We start from the raw sequence: 13507 nt of genomic DNA, 5'->3' as shown, positions 1-13507 counted from the left end.
AGCGCCACCACCGTCGAACACTTCGAGGCTCTCCTGCCCTGGAATCTCAAGGCTGAGCAGTTGATCACAGCGTAGCGAGCCCAGGAAGGATGGGGTTCGTGGAGCGCTTACCCTTGATGCGGCGCCGGTCGGCCTTCTTCTCCCGCTGGCTCGCGCGTGCGCCATCCTCGGGGTCTGTAAGCGCCTCGGTGGCCGCCGCACGCCATTGTTCGAGCTCCTGCGGATATACCCCATTCTCGCGGCACCAGGCGCTCTTGCTGACCTCATCCATCGCGGCGGTCACCAGCACCGCCTCGAATCGGGCCCGCGCTGTCCAGGCCCGCTCGCGAGCGGGCCTGGACAGCGCATCCGCCCGCCACCGCTCCAGTGTGGCCGTCGAAATACTCAGCTCACGCGAAACCGTCTGCACCGATGCGCTCTCCGGGGGCAACAACCGTGCTACCGCTTTGTCCTTGAATGCTTGTCCGTATCTGGCCACTTCGTTCTTCCGTTATCGCCCTCGGATTTCAGATTCTATCGAGGCGACAACTATTCTGACCCAGAGGGAAACCGCCTCCGCGAAACACGGGGCGATTCAGTTCGCGGGGAGCCTGCGCGCAGGCCAGCGTGCGGCTGCGGTCATGAGCCTGATCCAGTCCGCGCGGCTCAACGGCCACGAACCCTTTGCGTACCTGAAGGATGTGCTCGAACGCCTGCCGACGCAGCCCTACAGCAAGATCGGCGAGTTGCTGCCGCATCGCTGGCAGCCGGCCGTCTGCGCCTGAGCGAAACGGCAAGACGGGTTCGCCGGGTGCTTACCCAGCTTCAACTTCACACTGCTTGCAGTTCCCAGATCCCGGCCGGCGGTGTATTGCGCCAAACCACCGATGTCCGCTGCCACCGCAGGCCGGGTGGAGCGTCGAATGGCGCTCTGGGCTGATAGGTGAACTGGACGAGCTTGCGCTCAGGGTCCTGTGCGAGGAATCGGCATAGGCAGGTGGCCGTTTCGCTTGCCACGCGGCGTGGCAGGGAGCGGAACGGGAGACTGGAGACGAGGACGACCTTGCCTTGTACGTCGATCAAGGCGTCCACGACCTCTTTCGCCGCAGCCTGGCGCACATCCACGGCGGGGCAGCAAGCTTTCAGGCGCTGCGCAAGAGGTGCCTGCAGTTCCACCGCAATCAGCGGCACGTGAGGTTGGGCATGGAGCAGGGCACGGGTGACGGCACCGGTGCCGGCTCCGAGTTCGACGATCAGATCGGCACCGGTGGCGGCGTTGGCCATGGCACTTGCCAGCGCGCGTGACGAGGGCAGTAGTGCGCCCGTCGAGGCCGGGTCCCGTAGCATTGCGATCAGCAGTTCTACCGGCATGGAGGTACGCCAAGGTTGGGCAAAGTGCTTTTATCGTAATCCTTGCCCAGCATTCGTGGGGAAGATCGTTACGTTTGGATATGGCCCATGTGGTCGCACGCTTCGTACGGGTGGGCTCGTATGGCTGGATGGCGTATTGTTCTGTGACAAAATGCGCTCCATTTTGAACGAGGAAAAACAATGATTTCAGAATTCCAGGGGCTTTTGGAGGCGGCGCGCGGGCAAGCCGAGCCGCAGCGGTTGCTGTTCGTCTTTGTGCGAGCCGAGCTCCCCGAAGACGCGACACCGGAGCAGAAGCGCCGCTTCGATCGCGGTCAGGGCGGTACTCTGGCCCCAGTCATGTTCGTAGACAAAAAGACGGACGAAATCCAGAGCTTCGCCGAACTGGTCGAAGAGTCGCGGCACATGGGGCAGCACTGGGATGTGGTGTTTGTCGGCTGTCTGGGTGGGCAGGGATCGCGGGAGCCGAGCGACGAAGCGACTCAGCAGGCGCTGGAGGCCATGATCAAATCGATCCAGGGCGGGATCGTCAGCCATCTGCTGGCCTATCGAGCGGACGGAGAGCAGCTCCAGTTCGGCTGAGCGGGGGGAGGATCGTACCCTGGTCCGTTTTCGGCTGGCGCGCGAGCAGGGTTCTTGTTTCGTAGTGTTCCCGAAATGGCGTGGCAATCGGGATGAAAATCAGGCCGCGAGTACAGGGGCAAGCGCGATCCCAACCAGGACGATCCATGCGAATACCCCGCTGTTGGTGACGATCACGGCAAGTTCGAATGCATCGATCGGTTCCCGGACGTGCAGCAAATTCTCGACCCCGTACCGGATCAATGCAACGGAGGCGGCCAGGGCGAGCAAAGGGATTGCAATCACCGGAACGATTCCGTGTTGCAGCAAGACAAGGGACGATAACCACAGCGGAAGTGCGGCAACCACGGCGACAGTGAATGCGTCATGGATGTCTGCGCTCCCTTTCCGAGTCTTCGAAACTTCCCGAATCAGCCAAGTTATCAGCAGCAGCGAAACGAGCTCAGCGACGAAAAACAGCAGTGCTGCAAGACGCCAAGAGTCGGCCGAAACGTCGGGGAAATAGTGGGCGCCAATATGATCCGCGGCATGAATGAGCATCCGCGGCGGTAGGGCCGACAGAGGTAGGATCAGCCCGAAAATCATCGAGATGGTCGAAGGGCGGGCACGCGCAATCTCGTCCCAGGCCGCGCTCGACGACCACATCATTGGCGGCAAGTGTAGGAATTTCATCATGACCCCTCCTTTTTCAGCCCCCTGACGGGGATGCGGACGGCTCAGACGTGCCCTGGCTGCGGGAGTACATGAACCTTCAGGTGTATTTATATCATGGCATGATGCTTTTGGGTGAGACGAGCTGGCCGGATGCACAATCCCGTGTCTCGCAATCCTGCGCCTACTTCGGAATCGTGGAGCGAGTGTCTCGGCCGGATGTGGCCGGAGTGCGGATTCCGACCCAACGTGACCGCTGATTCCGAAATAGTGTGACCGGTGGTTCCGCGATCGTGACCGCGGATTCCGATTTGATCGTGACCGATTTCGAGTGGTTGTCGGAATGTGCGGTCACGTTGTCGGAATGACCGGTCACGATCAATTCGGAACGGGGTCTGCGGTGCCGGCGTGGCAACGTCCTTTGTCAGGCCGGCTACCCTCGCGCGCTTTGCGCGGAGATGGGGATGCCGGCGGAGCGGATTGCCATGCACAAGATCAAGGAGCTGTTACGGCTCAAGTACGACTGCGCGCTCTCGCATGAACAGATCGCCCGTGCGCTGTCGATTTCGAAAGGGGTGGTCGCCAAGTACGTGAAGGCGGCCGACGCGAGCAGCCAGCCGTGGGCGGCGTTGTCGATGACCGACGAGGCCGAGTTGCGCCATTTGCTCGGGATCGGCTCGCGCGGCCGTGGGGCGAGCCTCGGCTACGCAACGCCAGATCTGGCGGCCGTGCATCAGGGCCTCAAGCAGAAGAACGTCACGCTGGCGCTGTTGTGGGAGGAGTACGTGCAGGCAGCCGCCGGGCCGGCCTACCAGTACTCGCGCTTTTGCGACCTGTACCGCGAGTTCGCCCGGCGACTCAAGCGTTCGATGCGCCAGGTGCATCGCGCCGGCGAGAAGCTCTTCATCGATTACGCCGGTGACACGGTGCCGATCATCGATGCCGCGACCGGCCAGATCTCGCGGGCGCAAATCTTCGTCGCGGTGCTGGGCGCGTCGAGCTACACCTTCGCCTGTGCCACCGCAACGCAGTCGCAGGCCGACTGGCTGGGCGCACTCGCGCAGGCGCTCGCCTTCATCGGCGGGGTGCCCGAACTCATCGTCCCGGACAGTGACCGACGCGGTTAGAATCTGAACACCACGCTTGCGCGCAACCTCTTCGGTCACGATCCTCGGTGCAGGTGGTCACGTTCGTCGGAATGCGCAGCCGGAGCCTTGTTCGTGGGCGCGTGGCGCAAAGAAATATCGATCCGGTCGTAGCTCGGGCAGCTGCCCTTGTGGACCGGTGAAACGACCATTTCGAACATCACCCGGGTTCCGGGCGGCACATCCCTGACCGGACTGGTCAAGTCCCGGAACAGCGGCTTGCCCTGGCTGAACACGGTGACGTCGAGGATCGAGCGACGGCCGAGTGTCCGTGTCGAAGTATTGGTCAGTGTTCCGGTAATGAAGGCGAAGCAGCTTTTCCGGTCGAGCGCGGAAATCTTGCGTTCGACCTGGTAGTCAACTACGAAACCGCCATCGAGGTGGGTCTGGAACTGTTCTCTGGCCACCGAGGGCAGAGCGGGCTCGACAAGCTTTTCCGGGCTCGGCCCGGCACAGCCGAAAGCGGACAATGCGGCGGCGAAGGCTGCGGACCGCCGCAAGGGTGCGTGAAGAAAGCGGTCTGCCATGTCGGGATCTCCTGGGGGCAGGGTAGTACATGGCTGGGGGATGCCCAGGCTCGTGTGGGGATCCTCCCACGAATCACGCCTTGGATGCCACCGCTCTGGGCTGCTCTGCGATACGGTCGCGAGTTGCATGCCCTTCGACAATGGTTTTCATCAGGCCGGGCTGCCAATCCTGCCCGGAGGTGCAGGTGCTATACCTGTCGCCACCAGTAGTCTTGCCGAGGTGCTTCGAGGAGACGGGGAGCGCGTTCGGCGGCGAGGCGGCGGATGTGGGGAAGGCGAGGGCGGATTTTGAACATCGCTCTGACGACGGCCGGCTCGAACTGGGTGCCGCTCGCGCACTCGAGCAGGCGGAACACTTCATTGTCGGCGAGTGCCGCGCGGTCGCTCCGGGGAGAGGTGACCGCATCGAAGAAATCGACGACTGCGGTGATGCGGGCGCTCAGCGGGGTGTTGGTGCCGAAGCGGCCCGCCGGGTAGCCGCTACCGTCCCATTTTTCGTGATGATTGAGGACGATTTCGACCGCAAGCTCTTGCACGGGCGAGCCTGAGCCCTCCAGCAAACGGGTACCGAGCAGGGGGTGATCACGCATGATTCGCCACTCTTCCGGGCTCAGGCGGCCAGGTTTGAGCAGAATCGAATCGGGGATGCCGAGCTTACCCAGGTCGTGCAGCGGAGCGGCTTCGAACAGCATATCGCAGCGCTTTTGGGGGAGCCCCATGGCCTGGGCGACCAGGGCCGACAGGGCGCCCACGCGCAGGCAATGCTCGGGTGACCCCCCGTCCTTGAGTGCAGCGAGGAGGATCAGTCGCTGCAGGGCCCGGTGCTGCGCGTCTGCGGCTACGGCTTGGGCGCGGTCACGTTCGGCTGCTACATTCTGTAATTCTTGCACCATCTGAAAAATCTGCCGGCAGGTTTTGCATGGGTCGGCGTCGATGGCCGGAAGTGGTGTAAGGCTTGTGAGGGAAACAGCAGCCCCACATGCAGGTGCGCCCTCGCCCAGCGTCATGGCAGGGGAAAATTGCAGAGAGGACGGATGGGGTCGGAGCGCTGGAGACATGTGCGGGGCCGGAGTTTCTTGCCGGATCGAATATAGCCCATGCCCGGCGGCGGAGCCTGTCGGTGCGAATTCCGGGTGTGCGCTTTTTCACACTGAAGGACATGGGCAGTCGACGTCCCGCTCCCGGCCCCGAGCGGGGCCATGCCTGGGGGCTGAGCGCAGGGGCAGAGCACATACCGCCCGCATCCGCCCTCGACGCGCGGGAGGCGACGTGATAAGTAACATGCCGTATTACCGACCACCCACCTGCATGCCGGATTCTGCTGCCATGCACCGGAGTGGGTTCCAATCCGTGCCAGAGTGAGTTTTTTCGATGCCGTCTTCGCCTTCCCCCGTCGAATATCGTATCCGCCCTTCGAACCCCGGCGCACACCTGTTCGCCGTGAGCTGCACGGTAAGGACGCTCGATCCGTCCGGTCAGCTGTTCCGCCTGCCGGCATGGATTCCGGGCAGCTACATGATCCGTGAGTTCGCGCGCAACATCGTCAGCCTCCGTGCCGAGAGCGGTGGCAAGCCGTGCGCAGTGGAAAAGATCGACAAGCACAGCTGGAAAGTGGCGGCGCTACCCTACGGCACGCGCCTGACCCTGCACTACGAGGTGTACGCCTGGGATTTGTCGGTACGTTCCGCCCACCTCGATACCACGCATGGCTTTTTCAACGGAACCAGCGTGTTCCTGGCTCCGGACGGGTGCGCCGCCTTGCCCTGCGCGGTCGTGATCGAGGCCCCCGAAGGGGAGCAATACCGCAACTGGAGGCTTGCGACCACGCTGCCGCCGGCACGGCCGGGCCGGACGCGGGCGTTCGGATTCGGGCGCTTTCGTGCCGCCGACTACGACGAACTGATCGACCACCCGGTCGAAATGGGATGCTTCACGAGCGCACGCTTCGATGCCGGCGGTGTACACCACGATCTCATCCTCAGCGGACGCCACGACTGCGACCTCGATCGGCTGGGGGCTGACCTGGCGCGCATCTGTGCCTGCCAGATCGAACTGTTCGGCGCCCCCGCACCGATGTCGCGCTATGCGTTTCTGGTCATGGTGGTGGGCGAGGGCTATGGCGGCCTGGAGCATCGCGCATCGACCGCACTGATTTGCAGCCGTGCCGATCTGCCGTGGAAAGGCATGGAAGGACTGCCCGATGGCTACAAGAGCTTCCTCGGCCTGTGCAGTCACGAATATTTCCATACCTGGAACATCAAACGCATCAAGCCGGCCGCGTTTACCCCCTACGAGCTCGGGCGCGAAAACTACACCCGCTTATTGTGGGCATTCGAAGGCTTCACTTCCTATTACGACGACCTGATCCTGGTGCGCAGCGGAGTGATCGGCGTTGAAGACTATCTCGCGCTGCTCGGCAAAACGGTGTCGAACGTGATGCGCGGCAGCGGCCGCCTGCGCCAGAGCGTGGCCGAATCGTCTTTCGATGCCTGGATCAAGTACTACCGCCAGGACGAGAACGCGCCCAATGCCATCGTCAGCTATTACACGAAAGGAGCGCTGATTGCGCTTGCGCTCGATCTGCAGCTGCGTGCCGGCAGTGCAGGGCGCTGCAGCCTGGACACGGTGATGCGCCTGCTGTGGACCCGGCATGGGCGAAGCGGTGTGGGGGTGGCCGAGGACGGGATCTTCGCCGCAGTACGCGAAGCGGCGGGCCCTCGGCTCGGTCCCCGCCTGGCAGACTGGCTGGAGGCCGCAGTGGAGGGGACCGGGGATCTACCGCTGCCGCGACTGTTGAAGGATTTCGGCATCGTGTTCGAGGCCGCCCCGGCAGGCAAGGCACCCTGGTTGGGTCTGAAGCTGGCGGCGGGAGAGGCCGAGGGGAAAGTCGTCAACGTGTTCGACGGCGGGCCGGCGCAGGCGGCGGGCATCGCTGCCGGAGATGTGCTGCTGGCGCTGGATGGGCTGAAGTTGAGCGCGAAGGGGATGGACGGGTGCCTGGCGCGGCGCCGGCCGGGCGAGCGGGTGGAGATTCACCTGTTCCGGCGCGACGAGCTGATGCAGTTTCAGCTCACCTTGGCGCCCGCCCCGGCGGACAACTACAGCCTGAAGCTCGCGCCGCGGGCCGGCGCCGCTGCGCGGGCGCTGCGCGAAGGCTGGCTCGGACGGGCCTGAACCTGTTGCCCGGGTTGATCGTCTGCGCCAACCGTCCGAGTCAGCTCCGGGGCGCAGATGCCGGCAACAGCCGGGGGCGCCAGTAGCGCCAGGCGAGAAAACCGGACAGGCCCGCCATGATCAGCCAGAACCCGACTCCCTGCCAGAAGGCGACCGGGTCGGTGGCGAGAAAATAGTCGCGCGGCGGGCGCACGAAGTGGATGCGGCCGCTTGCCACGGCCTGGCCGGCAATGCCGGCCGCGGTCAGCGCGGGGGCGAACCAGACCAGCAGGCCGAGCGCGACGATGAGGCGATCGAGCCGGGGCGAGGGCCGGCGGCGCGGGCGATAGACGCTGTCCACCCCGAACCACACGGCGAGCAGGAAGCCGAGCGCCGCCGCCAGCGGGCCGAGCGCCATCGCGGCGCCGAGCAGGGTTGCCGCGGCCATGAAGCGTGCGCCTTCCATCGCGACGACGACGGGCCAGATTCTGTCGAGCTGGGAAAAGAGCAGCCAGCAGGCTGGCAGGGCGAGCAGCGCTACGAGCAGATTGAAGAGGGCGCGATGGCGGGCACGGTCTCCCGCCAAGGGGGCGGCGCTGTGGATAACGGGGGCGGACATGGGCTCAGTGATCCTTGCGGATCAGGCCGACCATGATGCCTTCGATGACCAGCGCTGCATTCCGGGTGTCGACCACGATCGGAGCGTAATCGGGGTGAGCGGGCAGTAGCTCGACGATGGCGCCTTTGCGCTGCAGGGTCTTGACGGTGACGTCGTCATCGACACGGGCGACCACGACCTGGCCGTTGCGTGCCTCGCTGCTGCGATGGACGGCAATCAGGTCGCCGTCCAGAATGCCCGCGTCGCGCATGCTCATCCCGCGCACGCGCAGCAGGTAGTCCGCCTTGGGTGAGAACAGGGCCGGGTCGAGCTGATAGCGGGCTTCGACATGTTCCGCGGCGAGGATCGGGCTGCCGGCGGCAACTCGGCCGACCAGCGGCAGGCCCAGCCCTTCGGCGAGGCGGATGCCGCGTGCGCGGCCTTCCTCGAGCAGAATCGCCCCTTTGGCGACGAGTGCGCGCAGATGGGTTTCCGCGGCGTTGGGCGAGCGAAAGCCGAATGCGGTGCACACTTCGGCGCGGGTCGGAGGCCGGCCCTCGGATTCGACCGTGCTGCGGATAAAGTCGAGAATTTCCTGCTGGCGGGCAGTGAGGGTTTCGTTGCGGGTGCTCATCGGGCCTCCATAGTCAGCTGTAATTTTAAACAGCTTTCCGGTGCGGGCAAGGGGAATTCGTCCCACGGGCATCGCCCGCCCCGGGGGCACGCGGTGCTGCACTGCAAGCGTCGCCGTGTCTGTTGATGCACTGCATCTTGAGCCTCGCCCAAATCTGCGCTATTGCTTCAGCACGGTGTCGGCAGATGGCACCGGCGCATCGACAAGCACAGGGAGATTCGCCGTCATGCATACCCCGATCCGGCCTCCTCTCGCGGCTCGCTCCGGCGGTAGTGTTCGCCGGGGGTCTCGGCTAGAATCCCACCCACATCAGGGAGACATCATGCTGAAGAGCGGAGACATCGCCCCCGCTTTTTCATTGCCGGATGCGGACATGGAAACCTTCGACCTCGCATCCTCGGCCGGCAAGCACCATGTAGTCCTCTATTTCTACCCTCGCGACAAGACCCCGGGCTGCACGCTTCAGGCCGCCGATTTCAGCGACCATGAAGACGATTTCACCCGCTACGACTGCATCGTGGTCGGTGTAAGCCCGGACGATTGTCTCACCCACGCGGAGTTCCGCGACCATGAAGGCCTGTCGATCCGGCTGCTGTCGGATACCGACACCGAGGTGTGCCGGCTCTACAAGGTATGGCAGGAACGGGAAGTCGACGGAGTGAAGAAAATGGGTGTGCGGCGGTCGACCTTCATCATCGACAAGCAGGGCAGGATTCGCCACGCACTCTACGATGTGACGCCCCGCGGCCATGCGGCTGCGGTTTTCGAACTGGTCAAGGAACTGGAATCACAGAATGGAAAACGAAATCGTCAAGAATAGCGTCGTGACGCTGCAATACACCGTGCGCGACCCGGACGGTGCCGTCATCGATGACGGCTCGCATCCGCTGGTGTATCTGCACGGCGGCTACGACGGTATCTTCCCGATGCTGGAGGAGGCCCTGCACGGCAAGAAGGTCGGCGACAAGCTTCAGGTCAAGCTGCAGCCCGACGATGCCTTCGGCGAGTACGACGAGGAACTGATCCTGGTCGAGGACGCCAAGCTGTTTCCGGACAACATCGAAGTCGGCATGAGCTTCGAGCGCGTTTCCGACGATGGCGAGGAAGACCTGGTCTATCGCATCACTGAAATCGCCGAGGGCAAGGTCGTGGTCGATGGCAACCACCCGCTCGCCGGCGTGGCCTTGATGTTTGACGTTACCGTCGCCGAAGTCCGTCCGGCGACGGCCGAGGAAATCACTCACGGCCATGTGCACGGCCCCGGCGGTCATCACCACTGATCATTGCAAGGGCCGCGTGTGCGGCCCTTTTCGCGCTTGGGTGCGCCTTCCCGGTGCGGCCGATGGCGGCCGTGCTCAGCACACCGGCCGAGGCTCTTCGGTACAGGCATGAACGCTCCTCCTCTTCTTTCTTCGCCGCTTGTCCAGCCGCTCACCCGGCCCCTCCCCGCCAGGACGCCCTCGGCTGCACCGCTGCTGCAGGTTTCCGACCTTGCCGTGGTGATCGGGCGCGAGGGAGGCGAGATCCGCCCGGTAGACGGCGTGGCCTTCGAAATCGATGCGGGGGAAACGTTCGCGTTACTCGGTGAGTCCGGTTGCGGCAAGTCGATGACCGCGCTCGCGCTGAGCCGCCTGCTGCCCGATGGCGGCCGTGTTGCCGGTGGTGCGGTGCGGTTGGGAGGAGAGGACCTGCTGGCGCTGCCCGAGTCGGCGATGCGCCGCGTGCGCGGCGGGCGAATCGGGATGATTTTCCAGGAGCCGGCGACCAGCTTGAATCCGGTGATGACGGTCGGAGCGCAGATCGCCGAGGCGCTGTCCTGCCATGGGGTGCGCGGCCCGGCGCTCGATGCCGAGGCTTGTCGTCTGCTCGAGGCGGTCGGTATTCCCGCTCCCGCGCGCCGGCTGCAAGACTTCCCCTTCCAGTTTTCCGGGGGCATGAAGCAGCGCGTGATGATCGCGATGGCCTTGGCCGGTCGACCGCAGCTGTTGATCGCCGATGAGCCGACGACCGCGCTCGATGTCACCATCCAGGCCCAGGTGCTCGATCTGCTCGCTGCCATCCAGCGCGAGCGGGGGATGGGGATGCTGCTGATCTCCCACGATCTCGGAGTGGTCGCCCGGATGGCGCATCGGGTCGGGGTGATGTATGCCGGCGAGTTGATCGAAACCGGTAGCCGCGCCGATTTTTTCCGCACTCCGCTCCATCCGTATGCACGCAAACTTTTTTCCGCACTGCCCGGCGCGGCGCGGCGTGGTGCTCCGCTCGATGCGCCCGAAGGCAGCGTGCCGGCGCTGGATCGGCATTTTCACGGCTGCCGCTTCGCCGAGCGCTGTCCGGTGGCTTTCGATCGCTGCGACGACGAGGCCCCCGCCTGGCGTGCGGTAGGAGCGCACGCGGTACGCTGCCACCTGTATGAAGGCGTCAGCGTGCCGCGCGGCCTCGACGCGCCGGTTCCGCCCGTCGCCGCCGATCGTCCGCACAGTGCCCGGCCGGTGCTGCAGGTAGAGGATCTTGTCGTCCATTTCCCGGTGCGCAAAGGCCTGCTCAAGCGCACAGTGGCCCAGGTGAAGGCGGTCGATGGTGTCAGCCTGCGGCTTGCCGCCGGGCGCACGCTCGCGCTGGTCGGGGAGTCGGGGTGCGGCAAGACTACCGTAGGCAAGGCGATCCTGAAGCTGATTCCGCCGACCGCCGGCGAGCTCTATCTCGACGGCGAAAACATCACCGCGCTGCCGGCTTCGGCCCTGCAACCGATGCGGCGCGCGGTGCAGATGATCTTCCAGGATCCTTTCGCCTCGCTCAATCCGCGCATGCGGGTGGGCGAGATCATCGAAGAGGGCATGGTGGCGCTCGGTGTCGAGCCCGATGCGCAGCTCCGCCGCGCCCGGGTCGGCGATCTGCTCGAACGCGTCGGGCTGGCGGCGGACATGCGCTGGCGCTATCCGCACGAGTTTTCCGGCGGCCAGCGCCAGCGGATCGCGGTAGCCCGGGCGCTGGCGGTCTCGCCCCGGGTGATCGTGTGCGATGAGCCGACCAGTGCGCTGGATGTGTCGGTCCAGGCCCAGTTGCTGAACCTGATGCGTGAGCTGCAGCGCGGACATGGACTGGCCTATCTGTTCATTACCCACAACCTGGCCGTGGTCGAATATCTGGCCGACGAAGTGGCGGTGATGTATCTCGGGCGTATCGTCGAGGAAGGCCCGGTCGAGCGCGTCCTGAAGGCGCCGGCCCATCCCTATACGCGGGCTCTGCTGGCGGCGGTGCCGCGGCTCGACAGCGGGGAAGGCGGGATCGGGGGAGGGGAGGCGCTGCAGGCGCCTGCCGGAGGGAAGGCTCTCGCCGATCTGCCCTCGCCGCTCGCCCCCCCCGGCGGGTGTCATTTCCATCCTCGCTGCCCGTATGCCACCGATGTCTGCCGGATCAGCTACCCGCCGGTTACCGAGTTCGGCCGGGAGCATCGCGCACGCTGCCACTGGCCGCGGCGGGAGCGTTGATCAGTCTCCGGCGGCGGGGCGCTGGTGTGCCTTCCTGCCGCTTTTGGGCGCGGCGTTGCGGGCGGAAGAGCCGGCGGATTCGAGCCGCGGGCGGCTGTCCCGTGCTTCCGCTGCTCCCAGTTTCAGCCCCGGCTGGCGTGCCACCGCCGCGGAAAAAGGCAACAGCCGGCTGACTTCCAGCGCGCCCTCGGGTTCGATCCCGTCGGGCACGAGCAGCGCATGGCCCGGTCCCGGCTTGCTCGCCGAAGTAAGACCGTTGAGTTTGCGCAACTGGGCGAGGCTCAGCCCGTGGCGGGCGGCCACGGCGTCCAGGCGCTCGCCGGAACCCAGCACGTGCATGCGCCAGCCCTTGCCGCTGCGGACCAGTTCGGCCAGCCCTTCCTCGAGCCGTTCGGCACGGTCGGTCGGGACCACGAAGGTCTGCCCGGGGAGGGTGATCGCCGGACGGTTGAACCCCGGGTTCAACGCCAGGAACTCGTCGAGCGGCATGTTCGAGAGCCGGGCGGCGGTTGCCAGATCCACGCCGACCGGAGCGTCGACAGTGACGAAGTGCAGTTCGTTGGCGACGTAGGGCAACTCGAAATGGAACAGCTCCGGTTCGGCGACGATGTTCTTGATCGCCTGCAGCTTGGGGATGTAGTTGCGGGTCTGTTCCGGCATGCGCAGGTGCGAGTACTCCTGCGCCAGGCCTTCCTCGGCGTTGCGCCGCAGCGCACGCTGGACCGCGCCTTCGCCCCAGTTGTAGGAAGCCAGCGCAAGGTGCCAGTCGCCATGCATGTCGTAGATGCGCTGCAGGTAGTCGAGGGCGGCCTGGGTCGAGGCGATCACGTCGCGGCGCTCGTCCACCCAGTTGTCCTGGGCGAGGTTGTAGTGCTTGCCGGTCGAGGGAATGAACTGCCACAGCCCGGAAGCGTGGGCGGGTGAGTAGGCCATCGGGTCGTAGCTGCTCTCGATCATCGGCAGCAGGGCGATCTCGGTGGGCATGCCACGACGCTCGAGTTCGTCGACGATGTAATACAGGTAGCGCCCGCCGCGGGCGAACACCTGCTTCAGAAATCCGGGGCGGTTCAGAAAGAAGGCCTGCTGGTCGATCACCCGTTCGCTGTCGAGATCGGGCATGCCGAAGCCGCGCCGGATGCGGTCCCAGATATCGTTGGCGTCGCGGGTCAGGTCGAGCGTGAGAACGCGTTCAGGGGTAGCGGATTCGATACGGGTGGGTGGAGCAGGAGAGGTCGACGTCCGGGATACGATGTCCTCGTCCGTTGCGGCTGCGCTCACCGGGGGGGCAATGTCTTCTGTGCCTGCCGCTCCGCCCGCCTGGAACAGGGCTGCGCACAGCGCCGCCCGCAATGCTGTGCGCAGCCTCGGCGCGGAAA

General features: G+C 65.1%; 12 protein-coding genes and 3 pseudogenes. 7 read left to right on the top strand and 8 right to left on the bottom strand.

The annotated features are described in order from the left end of the window. Nucleotides 1-112: 112 nt before the first annotated feature. Nucleotides 113-478 (bottom strand): annotated as a pseudogene (locus MXC99_RS02065) (transposase); the annotation flags it as partial. A 100-nt stretch (nucleotides 479-578) separates the two neighbouring features. On the opposite strand from MXC99_RS02065, the pseudogene MXC99_RS02060 reads away from it, so the two are divergent. After that, nucleotides 579-764, top strand: a pseudogene (locus MXC99_RS02060) (transposase domain-containing protein); the annotation flags it as partial. A 46-nt stretch (nucleotides 765-810) separates the two neighbouring features. Here the strand turns inward: MXC99_RS02060 and MXC99_RS02055 are convergent. Then, complete coding sequence (locus MXC99_RS02055; RefSeq protein WP_247723956.1) at nucleotides 811-1350, bottom strand: class I SAM-dependent methyltransferase; 540 nt, start codon at nucleotides 1348-1350, stop codon at nucleotides 811-813. 180 nt (nucleotides 1351-1530) lie between these two features. On the opposite strand from MXC99_RS02055, the gene MXC99_RS02050 reads away from it, so the two are divergent. Then, the gene (locus tag MXC99_RS02050) at nucleotides 1531-1932 is read left to right on the top strand and encodes a ribonucleotide reductase subunit alpha (protein ID WP_247723955.1); all 402 of its coding nucleotides are present in this window, start codon (nucleotides 1531-1533) and stop codon (nucleotides 1930-1932) included. 99 nt (nucleotides 1933-2031) lie between these two features. Here MXC99_RS02050 and MXC99_RS02045 read toward each other — a convergent pair whose 3' ends face one another. Then, nucleotides 2032-2607: a YIP1 family protein gene (locus MXC99_RS02045; RefSeq protein WP_247723954.1), complete on the bottom strand. Its 576-nt coding sequence runs from the start codon at nucleotides 2605-2607 to the stop codon at nucleotides 2032-2034. A gap of 440 nt (nucleotides 2608-3047) precedes the next feature. Here MXC99_RS02045 and MXC99_RS02040 point away from each other — a divergent pair. Next, nucleotides 3048-3701, top strand: a pseudogene (locus MXC99_RS02040) (IS21 family transposase); the annotation flags it as partial. Nucleotides 3702-3745: 44 nt separating this feature from the next. Here MXC99_RS02040 and MXC99_RS02035 read toward each other — a convergent pair. Together MXC99_RS02035 and MXC99_RS02030 are read right to left on the bottom strand one after the other, a co-directional pair. Beyond that, a complete protein-coding gene (locus MXC99_RS02035) occupies nucleotides 3746-4255 on the bottom strand; it encodes a hypothetical protein (RefSeq protein ID WP_247723953.1) in 510 nt (169 codons plus the stop codon). Between the two features lie 188 nt (nucleotides 4256-4443). Next, entirely contained in the window at nucleotides 4444-5262 is an 819-nt protein-coding gene (locus MXC99_RS02030; RefSeq protein WP_247723952.1) for an HD-GYP domain-containing protein, read from the bottom strand. A 364-nt stretch (nucleotides 5263-5626) separates the two neighbouring features. Here MXC99_RS02030 and MXC99_RS02025 point away from each other — a divergent pair, with 364 nt between their 5' ends. After that, entirely contained in the window at nucleotides 5627-7429 is a 1803-nt protein-coding gene (locus MXC99_RS02025) for a M61 family metallopeptidase (protein WP_247723951.1), read from the top strand. Nucleotides 7430-7469: 40 nt separating this feature from the next. Here MXC99_RS02025 and MXC99_RS02020 read toward each other — a convergent pair whose 3' ends face one another. Next, a complete protein-coding gene (locus tag MXC99_RS02020; protein WP_247723950.1) occupies nucleotides 7470-8027 on the bottom strand; it encodes a hypothetical protein in 558 nt (185 codons plus the stop codon). Between the two features lie 4 nt (nucleotides 8028-8031). Next, entirely contained in the window at nucleotides 8032-8640 is a 609-nt protein-coding gene (lexA, locus tag MXC99_RS02015) for a transcriptional repressor LexA (protein WP_247723949.1), read from the bottom strand. A 322-nt stretch (nucleotides 8641-8962) separates the two neighbouring features. Between lexA and MXC99_RS02010 the strand changes: the two genes are divergently transcribed. The 3 genes from MXC99_RS02010 (at nucleotide 8963) to MXC99_RS02000 (ending at nucleotide 12131) form a co-directional block, all read left to right on the top strand. Beyond that, nucleotides 8963-9460: a peroxiredoxin gene (locus MXC99_RS02010; protein WP_107221232.1), complete on the top strand. Its 498-nt coding sequence runs from the start codon at nucleotides 8963-8965 to the stop codon at nucleotides 9458-9460. Beyond that, entirely contained in the window at nucleotides 9435-9920 is a 486-nt protein-coding gene (locus tag MXC99_RS02005) for an FKBP-type peptidyl-prolyl cis-trans isomerase (RefSeq protein WP_247723948.1), read from the top strand. The genes MXC99_RS02010 and MXC99_RS02005 overlap by 26 nt, the downstream gene beginning before the upstream one ends. A gap of 108 nt (nucleotides 9921-10028) precedes the next feature. After that, nucleotides 10029-12131, top strand: a complete 2103-nt coding sequence (locus MXC99_RS02000) for an ABC transporter ATP-binding protein (protein ID WP_247723947.1) — start codon at nucleotides 10029-10031, stop codon at nucleotides 12129-12131. Here MXC99_RS02000 and MXC99_RS01995 read toward each other — a convergent pair whose 3' ends face one another. Beyond that, complete coding sequence (locus MXC99_RS01995) at nucleotides 12132-13409, bottom strand: transglycosylase SLT domain-containing protein (RefSeq protein ID WP_432654220.1); 1278 nt, start codon at nucleotides 13407-13409, stop codon at nucleotides 12132-12134. Nucleotides 13410-13507: the final 98 nt, after the last annotated feature.

It is taken from the genome of Thauera aromatica (assembly GCF_023093595.1).
GTDB classification, from domain to species: Bacteria; Pseudomonadota; Gammaproteobacteria; order Burkholderiales; family Rhodocyclaceae; genus Thauera; species Thauera aromatica_A.
Note: the sequence above shows the minus strand (reverse complement) of the source record. Positions and strands in the feature narration are given on the sequence as shown.